This is a genomic window from Mycobacterium sp. DHQP2018-32-09, assembly GCF_058148405.1.
The window spans coordinates 43,481-63,840 of record NZ_JBYVYK010000037.1 but is presented as its reverse complement, the minus strand read 5'-3'; the positions used below and the strand labels follow the sequence as shown (position 1 = coordinate 63,840).

At 71.2% G+C, this 20,360-nt stretch carries 12 protein-coding genes and 1 pseudogene; 8 read left to right on the top strand and 5 right to left on the bottom strand.

The window, feature by feature from the left end:
- The 5 genes and pseudogenes from AC30CM_RS18330 to rfbA form a co-directional block, all read left to right on the top strand.
- Positions 1-414 (top strand): annotated as a pseudogene (locus AC30CM_RS18330) (hypothetical protein); the annotation flags it as partial.
- 90 nt (positions 415-504) lie between these two features.
- Positions 505-1,857: a UDP-glucose dehydrogenase family protein gene (locus AC30CM_RS18325; protein ID WP_490118327.1), complete on the top strand. Its 1,353-nt coding sequence runs from the start codon at positions 505-507 to the stop codon at positions 1,855-1,857.
- A gap of 19 nt (positions 1,858-1,876) precedes the next feature.
- A complete protein-coding gene (locus AC30CM_RS18320) occupies positions 1,877-3,190 on the top strand; it encodes a cytochrome P450 (protein WP_490118326.1) in 1,314 nt (437 codons plus the stop codon).
- Position 3,191: 1 nt separating this feature from the next.
- Positions 3,192-3,953: a maleylpyruvate isomerase family mycothiol-dependent enzyme gene (locus AC30CM_RS18315; protein WP_490118325.1), complete on the top strand. Its 762-nt coding sequence runs from the start codon at positions 3,192-3,194 to the stop codon at positions 3,951-3,953.
- A gap of 23 nt (positions 3,954-3,976) precedes the next feature.
- Entirely contained in the window at positions 3,977-4,840 is an 864-nt protein-coding gene (gene rfbA / locus AC30CM_RS18310; RefSeq protein WP_490118324.1) for a glucose-1-phosphate thymidylyltransferase RfbA, read from the top strand.
- Here rfbA and AC30CM_RS18305 read toward each other — a convergent pair.
- Positions 4,794-6,047: a YibE/F family protein gene (locus AC30CM_RS18305; protein ID WP_490118323.1), complete on the bottom strand. Its 1,254-nt coding sequence runs from the start codon at positions 6,045-6,047 to the stop codon at positions 4,794-4,796. The genes rfbA and AC30CM_RS18305 overlap by 47 nt on opposite strands.
- A 185-nt stretch (positions 6,048-6,232) precedes the next feature.
- Between AC30CM_RS18305 and AC30CM_RS18300 the strand changes: the two genes are divergently transcribed.
- A complete protein-coding gene (locus tag AC30CM_RS18300; protein WP_490118322.1) occupies positions 6,233-8,830 on the top strand; it encodes a helix-turn-helix transcriptional regulator in 2,598 nt (865 codons plus the stop codon).
- A gap of 6 nt (positions 8,831-8,836) precedes the next feature.
- Here the strand turns inward: AC30CM_RS18300 and AC30CM_RS18295 are convergent, their stop codons facing one another.
- From AC30CM_RS18295 to AC30CM_RS18280, 4 genes are all read right to left on the bottom strand, one after another.
- Positions 8,837-10,108: a pyridoxal phosphate-dependent aminotransferase gene (locus tag AC30CM_RS18295; RefSeq protein WP_490118321.1), complete on the bottom strand. Its 1,272-nt coding sequence runs from the start codon at positions 10,106-10,108 to the stop codon at positions 8,837-8,839.
- Between the two features lie 34 nt (positions 10,109-10,142).
- The gene (locus AC30CM_RS18290) at positions 10,143-13,250 is read right to left on the bottom strand and encodes a heterodisulfide reductase-related iron-sulfur binding cluster (protein ID WP_490118331.1); all 3,108 of its coding nucleotides are present in this window, start codon (positions 13,248-13,250) and stop codon (positions 10,143-10,145) included.
- A 382-nt stretch (positions 13,251-13,632) separates the two neighbouring features.
- Positions 13,633-16,113, bottom strand: a complete 2,481-nt coding sequence (gene iniR / locus AC30CM_RS18285; protein ID WP_490118320.1) for an isoniazid response ATPase/transcriptional regulator IniR — start codon at positions 16,111-16,113, stop codon at positions 13,633-13,635.
- Positions 16,110-18,092: an Hsp70 family protein gene (locus tag AC30CM_RS18280; RefSeq protein ID WP_490118319.1), complete on the bottom strand. Its 1,983-nt coding sequence runs from the start codon at positions 18,090-18,092 to the stop codon at positions 16,110-16,112. The genes iniR and AC30CM_RS18280 overlap by 4 nt, the downstream gene beginning before the upstream one ends.
- Before the next feature lie 297 nt (positions 18,093-18,389).
- On the opposite strand from AC30CM_RS18280, the gene AC30CM_RS18275 reads away from it, so the two are divergent.
- Positions 18,390-18,959, top strand: a complete 570-nt coding sequence (locus AC30CM_RS18275; RefSeq protein WP_490118318.1) for an Rv0340 family IniB-related protein — start codon at positions 18,390-18,392, stop codon at positions 18,957-18,959.
- Between the two features lie 275 nt (positions 18,960-19,234).
- Positions 19,235-20,323, top strand: a complete 1,089-nt coding sequence (locus tag AC30CM_RS18270; protein ID WP_490118317.1) for an IniB N-terminal domain-containing protein — start codon at positions 19,235-19,237, stop codon at positions 20,321-20,323.
- Positions 20,324-20,360 lie beyond the last annotated feature (37 nt).

The following is a 20,360-nucleotide window of genomic DNA, read 5'->3' as shown; positions in this document are numbered from 1 at the left end:
GCGCCCGTGCTGCCGGCACCGCAGATCGTGCTGCCGCCCATCTGGCAGCCCCCGGTGTGGCAACCGCCGCGCTGGCAGCCGCCCGCCTGGCAACCGCCCCAGCAGCAGTGGCCGCAGCGGCCCGGCCGCGGTGACGACGACGGCTGGCCGCAGCGCCCGCCGCGCGGCAGCGACGACGACCAGCCGCAGAGCCCGCCGTGGCAACCCCCGTGGCAGCAGCAGCCGCCCAAGGAGACCAAGCAGCCCCAGGCGCCGTCCTGGCAGCCGCCGCAGCAGCAGTGGCCGGGGCAGGACGGTGGCGGCAGTGGCCGCGGATCGTCGGGACCCGGCGGTGGTCCCGGTGGGGGCGGCCCCGGCCGCGGTCCGGCCGGCGGTGCCCCCGGATCGAACTGCTTCCTGATCTTCTGCTCGTAACCCGGACGGCACACCACTCGTCACCCAACGTTGGCCTGCCGCTCAGTGTCGGTTGGTGACTCGCTCACCGGTGACGCATAGGCAGGACACATGCGATGCACTGTGTTCGGAACGGGCTACCTGGGGGCGACGCACGCCGCCGGAATGGCCGCCCTCGGCCACGAGGTGATCGGGGTGGACGTCGACCCCGGCAAGATCGCCAAGCTGGCCTCGGGTGACATCCCGTTCTACGAGCCGGGCCTGCGAAAGGTGCTGCGCGACAACCTCGAAGCCGGCCGGTTGCAGTTCACCACCGACTACGACGCCGCCGTCGAGTTCGGCGACGTGCACTTCTTGGGCGTCGGTACCCCGCAGAAGAAGGGCGAGTACGGCGCCGACCTGCGCCACGTGCACGCCGTGATCGACACGCTGGTGCCCAGGCTGCGCCACTCGGCCGTCATCGTCGGCAAGTCCACCGTGCCGGTCGGCACCGCCGCCGACCTTGCCGAGCGCGCTCGCGCCCTGGCGCCCGACGGCGTCGACGTCGAGATCGCGTGGAATCCGGAGTTCCTGCGCGAGGGTTATGCCGTGCACGACACGCTGCACCCCGATCGCATCGTGCTTGGCGTGCAGGGGTTTTCCGAGGGCCGCCCCAGCCGGGCCGAGGCCGCCGTCCGCGAGCTGTACGCCCCGCTGCTGGCCGACGACGTCCCGTTCCTGGTCACCGACCTGCAGACCGCCGAACTGGTCAAGGTGTCGGCGAACGCGTTCCTGGCCACCAAGATCTCGTTCATCAACGCCATCTCGGAGGTGTGCGAGGCCGTCGACGCCGACGTCACCCTGCTGGCCGACGCCCTGGGTTACGACCCCCGCATCGGGCGGCGATTCCTCAACGCGGGCTTGGGTTTCGGCGGCGGCTGCCTGCCCAAGGACATCCGCGCCTTCATGGCCCGGGCCGGTGAACTGGGCGCCAACCACGCGTTGACGTTCCTGCGCGAGGTGGACAGCATCAACATGCGGCGCCGCAGCCGCATGGTCGAGCTGGCCACCCGGGCGTGCGGCGGCTCCCTGCTGGGCGCCAACGTCGCCGTGCTGGGCGCGGCGTTCAAACCGGAATCCGACGACGTGCGCGACTCGCCCGCGCTCAACGTGGCGGGCCTGCTGCAGCTCAACGGCGCGACGGTGAACGTGTACGACCCCAAGGCCATGGAGAACTCGCAGCGCGTGTTCCCCACGCTGAACTACTCCACGTCGGTGCTCGAGGCCTGCGAGCGGGCCGACGCCGTACTGGTGCTCACCGAATGGCAGGAGTTCGTCGAGCTGGATCCCGCCGCCCTGGCCGACACCGTCCGGGCGAAAGTGGTTGTCGACGGCCGAAACTGCCTGGACGTGGCCACCTGGCAGGCCGCCGGCTGGCAGGTGCACGCGCTGGGGCGGCGCATTCCCGCGCTCGCCTCGGTCTAGGGGCCTATCCTCGGATGACATGACGGCCAGGCAACGCCTGCACTGGTTCGCCCTGCACGGGGTGATCCGCGGTCTCGCGTCCTACGGAGCCCGCCGCGGCGACCCCCAGGGAAGGCTCATCGCCGATCCTGCCGTCCGCGCCGACCCCGGCCGCTACGCCGACGAACTGCGCGCCCGCGGTCCGTTGGTGCGCGGCCGCGCGGCATGGCTCACCAGCGACCACGCACTGGCGCACCAGTTGCTGCGCTCCGACGACTTCTCGGTGACCGCGATCGGTCGCACGCTGCCCGGCCCGCTCGGCTGGCTCGAGGACAAGACGTCGGTCAAGGGCCGACTGCACCCGCTGCTGCCGCCGTCGATGCTCTCGGTGGAGCCGCCGGAGCACACCCGCTATCGCAAGACCGTCTCGTCGGTGTTCACCACCCGCGCGGTGGCCGCCCTGCGCGAGCGGGTGCAGCAGGCCGCCAGCGACCTGCTGGACGGCCTCGGGGGCCGGACCACCGTGGACATCGTCGACCGGTACTGCTCGCAACTGCCGGTGACGGTGATCGGCGACATCATCGGCGTGCCCGACTCCGACCGGCCGCGCATCCTCGAATTCGGCGAGTTGGCGGCCCCCAGCCTGGACATCGGCCTGTCGTGGCGGCAATACCGCACGGTGGAGGCCGGTCTCGACGGCTTCAACCAGTGGTTGGCCAACCACCTGGCATACCTGCGCTCCGCGCCGGGCGACGACCTGATGAGCCAGCTCATCGCCGCCAGTGAGGACGGCGCGCGCCTGAACGACGAGGAACTGCGCGCCACCGCCGGTCTGGTGCTCGCCGCCGGCTTCGAGACGACGGTGAACCTGCTGGGCAACGGGATTCGGCTGCTGCTGGACCATCCGGACCAGCTGGCGCTCCTGCGGGACGATCCCGAGCTGTGGCCGAGCGCGGTCGAGGAGATCCTGCGACTGGAGTCGCCGGTGCAGCTGTCGGCCCGGATCGCCCGCGTCGACACCGAATTGGCGGGCCGCTCCATCGCCGCGGGCGAACTGGTCATCCTCTACCTGGCGGGCGCCAACCGCGACCCCGCGGTGTTCGCCGACCCGCACCGCTTCGACGTGACACGGGAGAATGCGAGCAGGCATCTCTCGTTCTCCGGCGGCAGGCACTTCTGCCTCGGGGCGGCACTGGCCCGCGCCGAGGGCGAGGTGGGGCTGCGTACCTTCTTCGAGCGCTACCCCGACGCCCGGTTGGCGGGGCCCGGCGCCCGGCGCGACACCCGGGTGCTGCGGGGCTGGGCAACCTTGCCGATCACTCTTGGCGCGGCCCGCCCCGCGGTACGTTCTTGAGATGGACTTCCGAACGCTCTTGATCGAGGAGACCACGGCCCTCGGGGGCGTGCTCCGAGACGCCGACCCCGCACGGTGGGAGCAGATCCCCGTGCCCACGTGCCCGGGTTGGGACCTGCTGAAGCTGCTCAAACACGTCGGTCGTGGAAACCGCTGGTGCGCACAGATCATCGCGCAGCGGCTGCAGCATCCGCTGGATCCGCGCGAGGTGCACGACGGGAAGCCGCCCGCCGACCCCGACGAGGCGCTCGCGTGGCTGGATGCGGGCGCGCAGCTGATCATCGACAGCGTCGAACGCGTGGGTGGCGACGCCAAGGTGTGGACGTTCATCGGGCCCAAACCCGCAGGCTGGTGGGTGCGCCGTCGCGTACACGAGACCATCGTGCACCGCGCCGACGCCCAGCTGGCGCTCGGTCTGGACGTCGCCGTCGACGCCGAGCTGGCCGCCGACGGCGTCAGCGAATGGCTCACGCTCAACGTCGCATCGGCCAACCGGCAGGCGCCGCCACTGGAGCGCGGGCTGACGCTGCACCTGCACGCCAACGACGAGGGCCTGGGCCCCACCGGCGAATGGACCGTCGTGCACGACGAGGACGGCATCAACTGGTCCCACGACCACACCAAGGGCGAGGTGGCGCTGCGCGGGCGGGCCGTGGATCTGTTGCTGGCCATCACCCGGCGCAAGACCACCGACGAAGCGGCGCTGGAGGTGTACGGCGATCCAGCCATCTGGGATGGTTGGCTGGCGCGCACGCCGTTCTGAGGCCGTCTGACTAGGCTTGGGCCATGCGGGGAATCATTCTGGCCGGCGGTTCGGGCACACGTCTGCATCCGATCACCTTGGGCGTCAGCAAGCAGCTGGTGCCGGTATACGACAAGCCGATGATCTACTACCCCTTGTCGACGCTGATCCTGGCCGGCATCCGGGACATCCTCATCATCACCACGCCCGGCGACGCGCCCGCCTTCGAGCGACTTCTCGGCGACGGCAGCGACTTCGGCATCAACCTCACCTACGCCGTGCAGGAGAAGCCCGACGGGCTGGCTCAGGCGTTCGTCATCGGCGCGGACCACATCGGCACCGACTCGGTGGCATTGGTGTTGGGCGACAACATCTTCAACGGTCCCGGGCTGGGCACCAACCTCAAGCGGTTCCACGGCGTCGACGGTGGCGTGATCTTCGCCTACTGGGTGGCCAACCCCCGCGCCTACGGTGTCGTCGAGTTCTCCGACGACGGCAGGGCGCTCTCGCTGGAGGAGAAGCCGGCCGCCCCCAAGTCGAACTACGCGGTGCCGGGCCTGTACTTCTACGACAACGACGTCATCGAGATCGCGAAGTCGCTGCAGCCCTCTGCTCGTGGGGAATACGAGATCACCGAGGTCAACCAACGCTATCTGGAGGCCGGCCGCTTGTCGGTCGAGGTCCTCGCGCGCGGCACCGCGTGGCTGGACACCGGCACGTTCGACTCGCTGCTGGACGCCTGCGACTACGTGCGCACCATCGAGCGCCGGCAGGGCCTCAAGGTCGGTGTGCCCGAGGAGGCCGCCTGGCACGTCGGCTTCATCGACGACGAGCAACTGGCCGAACAGGCCCGCCGCCGGCTCAAGTCCGGCTACGGGACCTACCTGCTGGAGCTGCTGGACCGGTAGGCGTCGCCAGCACCACCGCGATCGCCGTCGTCAGCGGGACCGACAGCGCCAGCGCCACGCCGCCGACCGCCGACCGCGCGACCTCGATGGCCACGCTCTCACTGGTCAGCACGTCGAACAGCGGCCGGTTGGCGACGCTGAACAGCAGCAGCAGCGGCAGCGCACTGCCCGCGTAGGCCAGCACCAGCGTGTACACCGTGCTGGCGATGTGGTCGCGGCCCACGCGCATGGCGCCCAGGAACGCCTGCGTGCGCGACGCCCCGTGCTCGGCCAGCTCGAACGCCGTCGATGCCTGCGTGATGGTGACGTCGTTGAGCACGCCCAGCGAACCGATGATGAAGCCCGCGAGCAGCAGCCCCGTGATGGACACGTTGCCCAGATAGGCGGCCACCTCGTTGTTCTGGTCTTCCGAGAGCCCCGTCAGGTGCGCCACCTCGATGGCTCCCCAGGACAGGAACGCGGCGAGCAGCAGCGAGGCCAGGGTGCCCAGGAGAGCCGCGCTGGTGCGCAGGCTCACCCCGTGCGCCAGGTAGATGACGGCGAACAGGATGGCCGACGACGCCACCAGCGACACCGGGACGGCCGGCGCGCCGTCGCGCAGGGCGGGCAACAGGAACGCCACCAGCACCACGAACGCGATGACGATGCCGACCAGCGCCCGCAATCCGCGCCAGCGCGCGACGGCGACGATGACGACGGCGAACACCGCGGCGAACGCGGCGAGCGCCCACGACCGCGAGAAGTCGTAGAACGCATAGGTCGTCACGCCGTTCTGGTCCACCTGCCGGCTCACCCGGACGTCGTCGCCCGCGGTCAACTGGGGCTGGCCCGGGCCGCCGCTGAACTCCAACAGCGTGTTGGCCCCCTTGTTGGGACCCGAGTCGATGCGCACCAGCGACTGGATGCACTCGCCGCCGCCCGCAGGGGCCGCGGTGGGCGGCGCCGTGAGCACCGCGCCCGCCGACGGGCTGCCACACGGGGCCACGCTCGTCGACGTGACGTAACCCGACTCGGTGGTCACCGCGCCGCCCGCCGAGTTCTGGAACGGCAGCGGGATGTCGACCTTCTGCTGGCTGGGCCACAGCAGCGCCGCCCCGACGAGCGTCGCGAGCGCGATGGCGATCAGCAGACCGACGGCGACCTTGGCGGCCACGGGGCCCAGCGGAGCCGGGCCCGACGGGTGAGCGTGCGAATGCGAGTGCGCCACCCGGACAGGGTAGAGGTGGCGCCTTGGGGCGGACTTCGCGTGACCGGCGAAGGGGGCGGGCGCAGCGTCGGCCATCCGCGGTGTCCGCGGGCGGCTCGCAGGCCCATGCCTGACCGAACGGTGACCGCTCGGGGTTTCGGTGCGACCCCACGACAGTGCGAGGGCCGCGTAGCTACCATCATCGCGTGCCCGAGCGCTGGCCGTTCATCGGTCGAGATCGCGTCCTCGCGGAGGTCGTCGCAGCCCTCGCCGACGCCGACGCGCGGCCGACGGTCTTGGCGGGCAAGCCCGGCGTCGGCAAGTCAGGACTGGCACGCGAAGTCGCCACGTGGGCGGCGGCGAACGGATGGACCGTGCGCCGCGTCGCCGCCACCGCGACGGGTCGCGCCATCCCCCTCGGCGCGTTCGCGCGATGGACCGACGACGTCGACGGCTCACCGGCCGCCATGGCGCGGCGGGTGTGCGAAGCCCTGACCGACGGCGTCGAGCCGGACCACCTCCTGATCGTCGTCGACGATGCCCACGTGCTCGACGACATGTCCGCCTTCGTCGTGCACCACCTCGCCGAGGCACGCGCCGGCACCGTGGTCCTGACCGTCCGCAGCGGCGAGCCCCTGCCCGCGGCCATCGCGTCGCTGTGCCACGGCGGTGCGCCGCGCCGCCACGAACTCGCGCCCCTGACCCGCGACGACGTGGCAGCCCTGCTGGCAGCCGCCTTCGACGCACGCCTCGACGAGTCGTGCACTGCCCGGATGTGGCAGCTCACCCGCGGCAATGCCCTCTACGTGCGGCAGCTCGTCGACCACGAACGGCAGGCCGGGCGCATGACGGTCCACGACGGCGTGGTGCGCTGGCGCCACGGCGCTGACCTGCCGCAGTCCCTCACCGAGCTCGTCGACGCCCACATCGGTGCGGTGCGCGAGGACGTGATGGACGTGGTCGACGTGGTGTCCATCGCCGAACCCGTGACGCTGCACTGCCTGCGGACCGTCACGGATCAAGACGCCATCGAGGAGGCCGAGCAGCACGGCCTCATCAGGGTGGAGGGCGACGACGTGTACGCGGCACACCCGATGTTCGCGGAGGTACGCAGAAGTCGTTGCGGCGCAGCCCGACTGCGTCGACTGCGCGGCGAGGTGGCCTCGACCATGACGGGCGACGGCAGCCCGGCCCAGGTGATGAAGCGCGGCCTGCTGTGGCTGGAGTCCGACTTGGCGACCAACCCGACCGTGCTCGTCGATGCCGCCAAGGCCGCCAATGCACTCCTGGACTACGAAGCTGCCGTGCGGTTGTCCACCGCCGCGTCCCATACCCCGGCTCGCGCGGATGCGCTCATGCCCCTTGCGTATTCGCTGATCATGACCCAGCGCGGCGAACGGGCATCCGAGGTGCTCGCCGAGGTCCACTCCGCCGGGACGGCTCCCGCGACGTTCGCCAACGACGTGATCATGCGGGCGTCGACCCTCCTGTGGACCGACGGGGCCCCACGACGGTCCCGACGCGTGGTCAAGGATGCGCTCGACTCGGCGAGCGGGGTGCAGCGCCAGCAGCTGTCGATCTTCCGGGCATACCAGCTCGTGCTCGCCGCGCGGCCTCTCGAGGCACTCCCCATCGCCACCGCCATCGACTATCGGGGCTTGGACCCGTTCGCCACCGCGATGGGGCACAGCGCCGAGGCCATGGTCTACGCCGAACTCGGACAGGCGGACCGCGCGGTGGCGACCGCAGCCCGATCCGCCAGGACACGAGACACCGGTGGTCTCGAGGCCAAGGGGTTGCACCATGCGATGATCGAATCGCTGATCCTCGCGCTGGCGACGGCAGGGCACGCTGCCCAGGCGATCCTTGCGGCCCAGGACTATTGCCGCGACCAAGCCGACGAGCCCGCGTCGGCGCTCCTGGTGGCCCGGCAGCTGCTCGGGATGGCTCACTACGGTGCGGGCCATCTCGAGGAGGCGTTGCGCCTGTTCCCCGACGGCCTCGACGACGCCCACGACTTCGTGGTGGCGAACACCTTCTACCGGTTCCAACTGCTCCGTGCCCAAGTGCTGGCACGCCGGGGAAACGTTCCTGCCGCGCAACGGGTCCTGGACGCGGCGCGGGTGCACCGACACCCGGCGTATCAGAACCTGGTGCCCGCCGAACTGCTCACCGAGGCGTGGCTGGCCGCGGGTCGGCATCGATCGACCGATGCCCGCACGCTGGCGCGCCGTGCCGCCGACCTGGCCCGGGAGCACGACCAACTGGCCCGCGAACTCCTGTGCCTGCAGACCGCCGTGCAACTCGACGACACCGACGTCGCGGGGCGAACCGCGGAACTCGCCGAGCGCGTCGAGGGCCCCCGCGCCGGGATCGTGGCCCGGTACGCCGCAGCGGTGAAGGCCGACCGTGCCACCGAATTGGACCGCGTGTCACTGGCTTTCGAGACCATCGGCGACGGGTTGGCGGCGGCCGACGCGGCCGGGCAGGCCGCGACGGCGCACCGGCGGGCAGGCCGCACGGGCAGCGCGATGACCGCTGCGGCCCGCGCCCGTCGGTTGGCCGCCGAGTGTGGCGGCGCCATCAGCCCGGCGATCGCGGCCGCCGGGTTCGCGCCGCCGTTCAGTCGAAGGGAACACGAGATCGCGGCGCTGGTGGCCGAGGGGCTGTCGAACCGGGGGATCGCCGAAACGCTGGGGCTGTCCCTGCGCACGGTGGAGAGCCACGTGTATCGCGCGTGCGCGAAGGCCGGCGTCCTGGGGCGAGTCGAACTCGCCGCGCTGGTGCGCAGCACGCAGCCCTGAGTCGCGCTACTGCCGGTAGCCGGCCAGGAAGTTGCCCAGCCGCTCGATGGCGTTGGCCAGGTCGCGGGCCCAGGGGAGCGTCACGATGCGCAGGTGATCCGGTGCGGGCCAGTTGAATCCGGTGCCCTGGGTGACCAGGATCTTCTCCTGCAGCAGCAAGTCGAGCACCAGTTGTTCGTCGTCGTGGATGTCATGGACCTCGGGATCCAGACGCGGGAACGCATACAGCGCGCCCTGCGGCTTGACACACGACACCCCGGGGATCTGATTCAGCTTGTCCCAGGCCACGTCTCGCTGCTCCAGCAGCCGGCCACCGGGAAGCACCAGGTCCTCGATGCTCTGATGTCCGCCCAAGGCCACCTGGATGGCGTGCTGGGCAGGCACGTTGGGGCACAGCCGCATGTTGGCCAGCAGGCTGATGCCCTCGAGGAAGCTCGTCGCATGATCCTTGGGGCCCGTGATCACCAGCCACCCCGATCGGTAACCGGCGACGCGGTAGGCCTTGGACAAGCCGTTGAACGTCAGCGTCAACAGGTCGGGGGCCAGCGTGGCCAGGCTGACGTGCTGGGCGTCGTCGTAGAGGATCTTGTCGTAGATCTCGTCGGCGAGCAGCAGGAGCTGGTGCTTTCGCGCCAGATCCACCATCTGCGCCAACACCTCTCGCGGATACACCGCGCCCGTCGGGTTGTTGGGGTTGATCACGACGAGCGCCTTGGTGCGGTCGGTGATCTTCGACTCGAGGTCGGCGATGTCGGGCTGCCAGCCCTGCGTCTCGTCGCACAGGTAGTGCACCGGCGTGCCCCCCGCCAGCGACGTCGACGCCGTCCACAGCGGGTAGTCCGGCGCTGGGATGAGCACCTGGTCGCCGTTGTCCAGCAGCGCCTGCAGCGTCATCGTGATGAGTTCGGACACCCCGTTGCCCAGGTAGACGTCGTCGACGTCGAACTTCGGGAAGCCGTCCACCAGCTCGTAGCGCGTGAACACCGCACGCCGGGCGGCCTGAATGCCCTTGGAATCCGAGTAACCCTGCGCATGCGGCAACGCCTGGATCATGTCGCGCATGATGACGTCGGGGGCCTCGAAGCCGAACGGGGCGGGATTGCCGATGTTCAGCTTGAGGATCCGGTGCCCCTCGCTCTCCAGCCGCGCGGCGTGATCGTGTACGGGACCGCGGATCTCGTACAACACGTCCTGCAGCTTGGACGACTGCGTGAAGGTGCGCTGGCGTGGCGGGTTGTGCGCCTGCCACGGCAGCTGTTGGGTGCTCACGTCCTTCATGCTCTCACCGTCGTCCACCGATTAACGGCGCCCCTCAGCGCTTGCCGGGCTTGCGCACGCCCGGAGCCATGCCCAGACCCTTCACCGGAACCGAAGGGGTGCTCGGCTCTTCGGTGCTCGACTCCGCGGCCTGCGCCGCATCGCCATTCGTCGACGACGCCTCGGGCGCGGCGGTCGTGGGGTCCTCGGTCACGGTCTCCTCGGCCTGAGGTTCCGCCGTCTTGGGTGCTGCGGGAGCGGCTACCGCGGGCTTGCGCTGCCCCGGCTTCTTGATGCCGCCTGCCAGACCCAGACCACCCTGTGCCGCCGCAGGCTTGGGTGCCGCAGGGGCATCGGGCGTCGCGGCCGCCTGCGGCGTCTCGGCTGCCGGAGCGTCGGTCGCGGGTGCGGCAGCGGGTGCGGCCGCGGACTTGGCGCCCGGCTTCTTGATGCCGCCTGCCAGCCCCAGACCGCCCTTGGCCGGTGCGGGCTTGGCCGCCTCGGTCGCGGGTGCTCCGGTTGCGGGTGCTCCGGTCGCGGGTGCGGCGGTCTTGGCGCCCGGCTTCTTGATGCCGCCTGCCAGTCCCAGCCCGCCCTTGGCGGGAGCCGGCGTGGCCTCCTCGGCCGCCGGAGCGGCGGTCTTGGCGCCGGGCTTCTTGATGCCGCCTGCCAGTCCCAGCCCGCCCTTGGCCGGTGCGGGCGTGGCGTCCTCGGCCGCCGGAGCGGCGGTCTTGGCGCCGGGCTTCTTGATGCCGCCCGCCATGCCCAGACCGCCCTTGGCGGGTGCGACGGGAGCCGCGTCGGGCGCACCGGGATCGGTGGCCTCCTCGGTCGGCACGTCGAGCGGCTCGTCGGGGATCTCAGCGGCCGTCTTCTCCGCGACCGGTGCCTTCGCGGCGCGCTGCTCGGCCAGCTCCGCCGACCACTTCGCGGCGGAACCCTTCTCCGGCAACGTGATCGCGTCCTTGTCCAGGGCGCCCAGCAGCAGCTGCGCGACGTCGAGGACCTCGACCTCCTGCTTGCCGATGGCCTCGGCGCGGTCGCCCACGCCGTCGGTCATCATCACGCGGCAGAACGGGCACCCGGTGGCGATCTTGGTGGCGTCGGTGTTCAGCGCCTCTTCGACGCGCTCGTGGTTGACGCGCTTGCCGATGTGCTCTTCCATCCACATCCGCGCGCCACCGGCACCACAGCACAGCCCGCGGTCGGCGTGGCGCGGCATCTCGGTCAGCTTCGCCCCCGACGCCCCGATCAGCTCGCGCGGCGCGGCGTACTCCTTGTTGTGCCGGCCCAGGTAGCAGGGGTCGTGGTAGGTGACGTCCTGGCCGACCGGGCTCACCGGCACCAGCTTCTTGTCCCGCACCAGGCGGTTGAGCAACTGCGTGTGGTGCACCACGGTGTAGTTGGCACCCAGCTGCTTGTACTCGCGGCCGATGGTGTTGAAGCAGTGCGGGCAGGTGACGACGATCTTGCGGTCGATGGTCTCGGTGCCCTCGAACAGCTCGTCGATGGTCTCCTTGGTCTGCGCGGCGAGCTGCTGGAACAGGAACTCGTTACCCGAGCGACGAGCGGAGTCGCCGTTGCAGCTCTCCGCGGAACCCAGCACCAGGAACTTGACGCCCGCCGCGGACAGCAGCTCGGCGACGGCCTTGGTGGTCTTCTTCGCGCGGTCTTCGAAGGCGCCTGCGCACCCGACGTAGAACAGGTACTCGAAACCGTCGAAGGACTCGACGTCCTCGCCGTAGACCGGCACGTCGAAGTCGACCTCGTTGATCCAGGCCGTGCGATCACGCGACGACTGGCCCCACGGATTGCCCTTGGTCTCCAGGTTCTTGTAGAGGCCACTGAGTTCGGCGGGGAACTCCGAGGCCACCATCACCTGGTAGCGACGCATGTCGACGATGTGGTCGATGTGCTCGATGTCGACGGGGCACTGCTCGACGCACGCGCCGCACGTGGTGCACGACCACAGCACGTCGGGGTCGATGACGCCGCCTTCCTCGGCGGTGCCGACCAGCGGGCGCAGCGCCTGGTCCGGGCCGGAGCCCATGATGCGCTCGAAGCCCGACTCGGGCACGTGATCGTGGGCGTGCTGCTCGGAGCGCTTCTCGCCGCGGAGGTCCTCGCCGAGGCCACCCTCGGGGGTGTTCTCCAGCGGGGTTTCCTTGTCACCCAGGATGTAGGGCGCCTTCGCGAACAGGTGGTCGCGCAGGTTCATGATGACGAGCTTGGGAGACAACGGCTTTCCGGTGTTCCACGCCGGGCACTGCGACTGGCAGCGACCGCACTCGGTACACGTGGTGAAGTCCAGGTAGCCCTTCCACGTGAAGTCCTCGATCTTGCCGCGGCCGAACACCGCGTTCTCGTCGGGATCCTCGAAGTCGATGTACTTGCCGTCGTACTCCATGGGCAGCAGCGGGCCCAGGCCGTTGGGCAGGCGCTTGAACGTGACGTTGATGGGCGCCAGGCCGATGTGCAGGTGCTTGGAGTGCAGCACGATCAGCAGGAACACCAGCATGACGCCGATGTGCAGCAGCAGCGCGACACGCTCGATGATCACGTTGGGCGTCTCGCCGAGCGGCGACAGGATGGAGCCCATGCCGTGGGAGAAGAAGGCGCCCCAGCCGTAGGGCAGGTTCTCGGTGGCCACCGCGGCGCCGCGGAACAGCGCGTACGTCCAGATGACGTTGAAGATCATGAAGAGGATGAGCCAGGCGCCACCGGTGTGCGAGCCGTAGAAGCGCGAATCTCGGCCGTACTCCTTGGGTTCCGAACGCAGGCGGATGATCGCGAACACGATGATGCCGAACAGCACGGCCAGCGCGAAGAAGTCCTGCAGGAAGCCCAGCACGTTCCAGTGGCCGACGATCGGGATGGCGAACTTGGGGTAGAACAGCACGCCGAACGCCTCGAGGTACACCGTGGCGAGGATGAAGAAGCCCCACATGGTGAAGAAGTGGGCGATGCCGGGGATCGACCAGCGCAGCAGCCGCGTCTGGGCGAAGACCTCCTTGAACTGCGTCGTGATGCGCGTCTTCAGGTCGTCCTTGCGGCCACCCTCGTCGAGGGTGGTCTGACCGGACCGGATGAGGTTGGTCAGCCATAGCACGCGTTTGACGGCCAGGGCCGCTACGACGAGCGTTGCCAGCACGCCGATGCCCATCGTGACCAAAACGAGGGTGTGCTCGTCCACCGCATGCCTCCGAAATCTCAAGCGAAATCTCAAGCCACCGACCGCATCGCCGGGCTGTGTTACTAGTCGGTAACTTACGCTAGATGCCTGCTCATAGTTGCATCCGCGGCCCAAACGACGCCATGAAGGCATACCTAACTAACCGGTCGGCCGGTCGCGTGGCGACGCCGCCGGTGCCGACCGAAGCGCTCGGGTATCGGCGCAGGTGAACCCGGTCGCCGAGGTCGCGACTGAGCAACCGCTTGGTGGAGTGCCGTCCGGCCACCGGATTTCACCAGGTCCGCAGCGGAGTGGCAAGCATCACACAGGTTCGTCGCACGGGCCGGCGCACGACGGTCGTGCAGGCCCAAGATCAGCCCTCGAGGAGCGCCCGCAGCATCGATATCAGCTCCGACCGCGACTCGGCGCCGAGCCTGCGCCGTATCCGGGCGACGTGGTGCTCCACGGTCTTGGCGGAGATCAGCAGGCGCGAGCCGATGTCGCGATAGGGCATGCCCTGCAGGACCAGCTCGGCCACCTCGCGTTCACGCGCCGACAGGGCGCCCGCGGCGGGTGCGGGTCGCGCGGTGGTCGCGGAAGCAGACGTCTGGGACGACGCCGACGGACGTGCCGGCCTGCTGGGTTCCGGTACCGGCTCGGGGACCGGTGCCGTGGCCCGCAGGTCCCTGGCCAGCTGCAGCATGGCGGCCGACACCCTGCCGTCGGGCGTGTGCAGTGCCGCCTGGCTCGCCAGCCGTGTGGCATCCCAGCCCAGACCGTGCGCCGCCAGCCCACGGGCCGCGGCGCCCACCTCGGGCACGTCGACCTGCCCGGCGAGCACCCGTAGCCAGGCCCGACCTGCGTTCGCCAGCGCTCTGGCGAACGGGCTGTCGCCAGCCGCCGCCGCCAGGGCCTGACCGTGCGGCGCGACGGCTGCCGGATCGTTGGCGAGGATGCCGGCGTGCACGCCCGCCCAGTGCAGCGGGACGGCCCACAGCGGAGGATTGCCCAGCCGTTCGAGCAGGCCGAACGCGGCGTCCACGACGTGCGCCATGCGCCCGGCGACGCCCAGGCGCACCGCCGCCACCCACAGCTCGCCGACGGGCAACAGCGCATACAGATCCAGGGCGTACTCGGCGAGCACCTCGGCGCCGGCGTTCCAGTGCTTCTGCAGGGCGCCGACGTCGCCGCCGCGCCGGGCCGCCGCGGTCTGCACGGCCGTGGCCCACAGCGCGTCCCGGCGGTGCAGGTCCGTCGCGGTGGGGGCGGTGGCCGCCGCGGCCAGTTGGCCGTCGAGGACGTGCAGCCAGGCCTGCAGCAGCCGGTGCCGGGGGGCGGTGAACGGCGACTCCGTACCGTGGCGAGCGACGGCCCTGCGCGCCCGCGCCGGGTCCCCGCCGTGCAGGGCGACCAGGGCGACGAGCGCACTCGCGGTGTCCGGCGTCACCACCGTCACGGGGGGCGGCGCGTCCAGCGCCTGCGACAGCGTGCCGACCGCCGCCGGGTACGGCGCGTCCAGCGTCGCCAGCAGACCCGCGGCCAGCGCGCGCGCCCCGCGAGCCTGCGACGTCGGTGGTCCGGCGTCCGGCACCGCGGCGTAGGCCCGGGCGGCGGCGACGTCGCCCACGCCGAGCGACACCACGGTGGCGGCGGCCCCGAGCAGGACGTCCTGCGGTGAACCCAGCCACGCGAACAGCTCGGCGGCCTGCCCGATGGCGCCGTCGTGGGCGGCGACGCTCGCCGCGATGCGCACCGCGGCGGCACGCTCGGCCGCGTCGTCGGATGCCAGCAACTCGTCGGCGAGCCGACGCGCGGCCGTGCAGTCACCGCTGCCGGCCAACGCGTCGGCCAGACGCGCGTCGCGGCTGCCTGCGTCGGCCTCTGCGGCGGCCCGGTACAGGCGGGCGGCCCGCTCGGGGTAGGCCCCGGCACCGTCGGCGAGATCGGTGAGCGCGGTCGCCAGCAGCGGGTGCCGCATCCCGTGTTCGGCCAGGCGGATCGCGAGATCGGCTGTCAGCGTTGCCTTCTCGAGCTGGCTGTGCAGCAGTCGCAGTTCCACGTCGTGATGGTGGGCGACGCCGGCGACCTGGGCGGCGCAGCGATGCAGCGTCCGCAGGAACGTCACCCCGTGCGACGGGGCGATAAGCCCAGTGCCGCGCGCCTCGTCGACCAGGGCCTGCGCGGCAGCGGTGTCGACGGTCAGTGCGCCCGCGACGTCGTCTGGCCCCAACTCCGGGCTGAGCGACGACACCAACAGCGCGTCGACGAGCGGTGCGGGCAGGCGGCGCAGGCGTTCGACGAGCGCTGCGCGGGTGGCGGCCGAGATCGCGGCACCGGGTGTCTCGCCGTCGGGCGCGACGGCCGCAGCGACCGCGGGGCGCACCAGGAATGGCAGTCCCGCGGTGGCGGTGGCCACCGCCCTGACGAGTTCGGGCGGTGGCGGCGTTGTCATCGATTCGGTTGCGACGCTGGCGATCTCGGCCGGACCGAGCGGACCGAGCGACACCACGGGCCGTCGCCTGCCCGCGGCGGCGGTCAACTCGGCCAGCGCCGCGCGCGACGTCAGGGGCGGGGCTGCCACGACGACGGTCCGGGCCCCCGCGGCGATCTCCTCGGTCAGCGCACCGAGATCGTCGTCGTCACAGAGTTGCACGTCGTCGATCACGACGGCCGCCGCGGGCGGGTCGCCGGGGCGCGGCGGACGCGTCAGCACCGTGATCCCGTTGGCGCGCAACGCCTCGACGATGCGCGCGCACAGCTCCGTCTTGCCCGTGCCCACCCCGCCGGACACCAGCACCTGGGCGGGCTCGGCGGGCGACGCCGTCAGCGTCGCAACGACGTCGGATGCGCTCACGGGAGGGGGAGCAGCGGAACTTCCGTGACCGTGGGGACGTCGGGAACCGACGGTGACGACACCTGCCGCGTCGGTGCCTCCGGAACCGACTGCGTCTGCGTCAGCGTGGGTGCCGCCTGCGCCGTCGTGGTCGGCGGCGGTGCCTGGGTGGTGGTGGGCGGTGCCTGGGTGGTGGTCGGCGGCGCCTGCGTGGTGGTCGTCGGCGGCGGCTGCGTCGTCGTGGTCACCGCCTGCGTCGTCGTGGTCGTCGTCGGAGGCGTCGTGGTGGTCGTCGTCGTGGTGGTGGTGGTCGTCGTGGTCGTGGTGGTCGTCGTCGTGGTCGTCGGCGACGTGGTGGTGGTCGTGCTGTCGGCGGCACTGCTCTGCGGCGTGGTGGTCAGCGGACTGGTGGTGGTGTAACCGCTGGGAAGCAGCGAGGCGACCTCCGACGAGGGCACCACCGTGGTGGTGATCAGCCCGTCGGTGCCCGTCTTGGTGACCGTGACGTTCTCGGTGACCGGCGTCGAGTCGGTGGACGTGCTGGTGAGCGTCACCGCGGCCACGCCGCCGACGGCCAGCAACGCCGCCGCGGCGGCGCCGAACAGCAGGGGCGGGCGCTTGTACCAGGGCAGCGGGGCCACGTCGTGGTCGTCGTGCTCGTCGGTCCGGGCGAAGTCCATCGGCGGCCGGGCATCGGTCTGACTGCCATAGTCGTCGAGATACTCGGTCGTGTAGTCGTTGCCTTCGAACGGCACCGGCTCGCCGCCGGGTGCATCCTGTGACCACGCCAGCGAGTCGGCCTTGCCGGTGACCGCGGCGTTCGGCGCGGCCTGCGTCGGGGGCGCGGCCGCGTCGAAACCGGCGACCGCTCCGCCCACCCCGGCAGCTCCCGCCAGCCACCCCATGGTGGGGGCCAACCCGGTCGCGGCGTCGTCGAGGGCCGGTGCCATCGCGGTCGCGGCCGACGCGCTGGTGACACCCATCGCCACCGCGGCACCGCCGGCGGCCGCCACCACCTGCGGGGCGGGCGTGGTCACCACGGGTGCGCGCAGACGCTCCGAGAGGCGCTGCGTGACCAGCGGGATGGCCGCCCCGCCGCCGACCGTCGCCACCGCCGCCACGGCGGCCAACGGGATGCGGAAGCGCTGCAACGACTCCTCGACGAGGGCCAGCAAGCCCGCCAGCGGCTGGTCGATGAGGCGCTCGAGTTCGGGGCGCGTCACCCGGACGTCGGAGCCGTAGCCCGGCAGCGCCACGGGGATCACGGCGGCGGTCTCGGCGGACAGGCGCTCCTTGGCCTGCCGGCACGCGTCGCGCAGGGCTCGCAGCGACCCGACGGCCGCGGTACCCGCGGGATCGGCGTTGCCGGCGTCGGCGACTCCGGCGATGACGTGGTTGAGCAGGGCCTGGTCGGCCAGATCCCCGGAGAAGTCCGGGTACCGCACGGTGTCGCCGATGACGCTCATGCCGGCCCGGGCGTCGGCCAGGGTCAGGCTGGTCCCGGAGGCGCCGAAGTCCAACAGCACGACGACGCCGTCGTTCGGCAGACCGGGGGTGACGCCGAGCGCGGCCAGGGCCGCCGTGGCGTCGGGGATCAGGGTGGCGGGCACGCCGCCGGGGGACAGGGCAGGCTTGTCCCGGACCGCGTTGCGCAGCGCACCCACCTGCCCCGGTCCCCAATGCGCGGGGACCGCGATGGTCACGGGACTGCCTCCGCCTGCGGCGCGTGCGAGCCCGTCGAGTGCCTCGGCGAGCACGAACTCACCGCGGTGCGACGAGCCGTCGGAGGCCACCATCGGCACGGGGTCGCCGACCCGCTCGACGAAGTCGGTGAGGACGAGGCGCGGTTGCCCGGCACCGGTCGAAGCGCCTTCCGGTTCGCCCACCTCGGGTGCGCGATCGTCGTACAACGCCAGCACCGCGCGCCGCACCAGCGGCGGCCGGCCGACGACGCCGGCCACCAGATTGGTGGCACCGACGGACAACCCCAGGGCGCTCATCGGTCCCCTCTCTCGTTCTCGGGCGGGCCCTCCCGGGCTCTCGTTCTCGGGCGGGCCCTCCCGGGCCCAGTCGCACACCGACCCATTCCGGGTCGGGCCAGCCCTCACCATAACCGTCGGAGTCGACGGATCGCGGGAGTCGAGGTCACTGCCCCTAAGCGTGGCGCATCCCCTAATGGCGAATCCCCCAATGCCGGCGCCCGGCAGGTGGGCGCACCACCGATTCCGTGCGCTGCCAGCGCGAATAGCATCTTCACGAGAACAGTGCCTGCACGAACCGTTGGAGAGGTGGTACCGGTGGCGAACTCGCTGCTCGACTTCGTCATGTCGGTGGTCCGCGACCCCGACGTCGCCGCCCAGTACGCCGCCAACCCCGGCCAGGCCATCGCGGACGCGCACCTCGTCGGCGTCACCACCGCCGACGTGAACGGGTTGATCCCGGTGGTCGCCGAATCGCTGACGACGCCCGTCTCGACGGGCGACACGTTCGGCGACGCGGGCAACGTCTGGTCCAGCGGCGCCGCGACCGCCGCCTTCGACGCCTTCGACGCCCCCGGTGTCCATCACGTCAACGACTCCGGATTGCACGCCATCGTCGACGCCGGCACCGCCGGGCCACCCGACGTCGCCTCCGCGGGCGATCCCGCGTTCGACCACGACGTCCCGGTGGTCGTCAACCCGCTTGGCGCCGATGCCGGCGGGGGATCCGGGTTCGGGCACGACGTACCGGGTGCCCTGGACGGTCTTGACGGTCTGGACGGTCCGGGCGGCCTGGACGTCCCGGAGTGGCACGGCCTCGACGCCGTGCACGACGGGCCCCACGATCCCGGTCATCCCGACCCCACGGGGTTCGACCTGTTCACCTAATCGCGAAGGCGATCCTGCCGAATCCCCTATCCTTGCCCCCACGGCGCGACCGACATCGGTCGCGCCGTTGGCGTATGTACGCACTTCAGCGCGGTGGGAACACGATCCCCGGCAAACCCCTAATCCCCTAACTGAACCCCCATCGGCATCCCGGTATCCGACGCTCGAGGCAGGGGTTCGCGCCCCGTTTCCGGGGGTCGGGGATGTTCCTAGATTGGTTCTCAGCTCGCCGAACACCGGCGAACCAGACCAGACCTCGACAGAAGGGCACTGAGATGACCACCATCATCGACTACATCCTCGACCTCTTCCGCAGCCCCGACGTGGCCGCATCGTTCATCGCGGACCCGCAGGGCGCCATGCGCGACGCCGGTCTGCCCAACGTCACCGCCGCGCAGCTCGCATCGGTGGCCGCGACCGCCGCACCCGCAGGCGTGGCCCTCGGCGGCGGCGACCCGGTGGTCGGCCTGCAGCGTGCGGTGGCCAATTACCACAGCGTGGCCTCGCCGTTCTCGCCGCAGACCACCTACGCGCCCGCCTTCGCGCCGCAGACCGACTTCGCCAGCCACAACGCCACCGAGCTGGCCAGCAACAACGACTTCATGAGCCCGGAGCAGAGTTCGGGGGCCAACTCGCAGGTCGGCGGATTCAACCTCGGCTTCGGCGACATCACACTGGGCAACAAGACCAGCAACACCGCCACCGACGGCGGCGTGGTGGTCGGCGGCGACAACGCCGGCGACGTCACCACCGGCCACGGCAACGTCATCGGCGACGGCAACACCGCCAACACCGGCACCGTCGTGGCCGACCACAACTCGCCCGTCACCATCGGCGCGGGCAACCACACCGACGTCCGCGACTCCTCGCAGCACTCCGGCGGTGACCTCATCAACGGCAACGAGGGCACCATCATCAAGGACAACGACATGTCCGGCGGCCATGGCGGCAGCGCGTCGGCCGGCGGCGGCGCCACCGGCGGCGGTCTGCTCGGCATCGGGATCGGCAACGGCGGCAACGAGGCCAACGCCGGCAGCGGTGGCAACGGCGGGTCGATCATCGTCACCGACACCAGCAACCACAGCGCCAGCACCACCGTCGGCGGCAACCAGACCACCGCCGGAGGCGACCTGGGCAGCGGCAACGTGTCGGACTCCAGCAGCCACGTGAACACGCACGTCGACTCGACGGTGGTCGACCACACCGAGACCTCGACCGACGACCACTCGTACAGCAGCGCCATCGGCTCGAACAACGACACCAGCCTGGCTTCGCACAACGACACCAGCCTGGCCTCGCACGACGACACCAGCCTGACGGCGCACGACACCAGCCACGACGCCCTGGCGTTCCACCCCTTCTGATCGACCATCCGCAGCGAACTGGCGGGGACCGCGTACC

Bases quoted from the DNA above. Each gene is read 5' to 3' on its own strand.
- AC30CM_RS18290 (WP_490118331.1), bottom strand. From the start codon at position 13,250: ATGGGCATCGGCGTGCTGGCAACGCTCGTCGTAGCGGCCCTGGCCGTC.
- AC30CM_RS18280 (WP_490118319.1), bottom strand. From the start codon at position 18,092: ATGAGCGCCCTGGGGTTGTCCGTCGGTGCCACCAATCTGGTGGCCGGC.
- AC30CM_RS18315 (WP_490118325.1), top strand. From the start codon at position 3,192: ATGGACTTCCGAACGCTCTTGATCGAGGAGACCACGGCCCTCGGGGGC.
- rfbA (WP_490118324.1), top strand. From the start codon at position 3,977: ATGCGGGGAATCATTCTGGCCGGCGGTTCGGGCACACGTCTGCATCCG.
- AC30CM_RS18325 (WP_490118327.1), top strand. From the start codon at position 505: ATGCGATGCACTGTGTTCGGAACGGGCTACCTGGGGGCGACGCACGCC.
- AC30CM_RS18320 (WP_490118326.1), top strand. From the start codon at position 1,877: ATGACGGCCAGGCAACGCCTGCACTGGTTCGCCCTGCACGGGGTGATC.
- AC30CM_RS18295 (WP_490118321.1), bottom strand. From the start codon at position 10,108: ATGAAGGACGTGAGCACCCAACAGCTGCCGTGGCAGGCGCACAACCCG.
- AC30CM_RS18270 (WP_490118317.1), top strand. From the start codon at position 19,235: ATGACCACCATCATCGACTACATCCTCGACCTCTTCCGCAGCCCCGAC.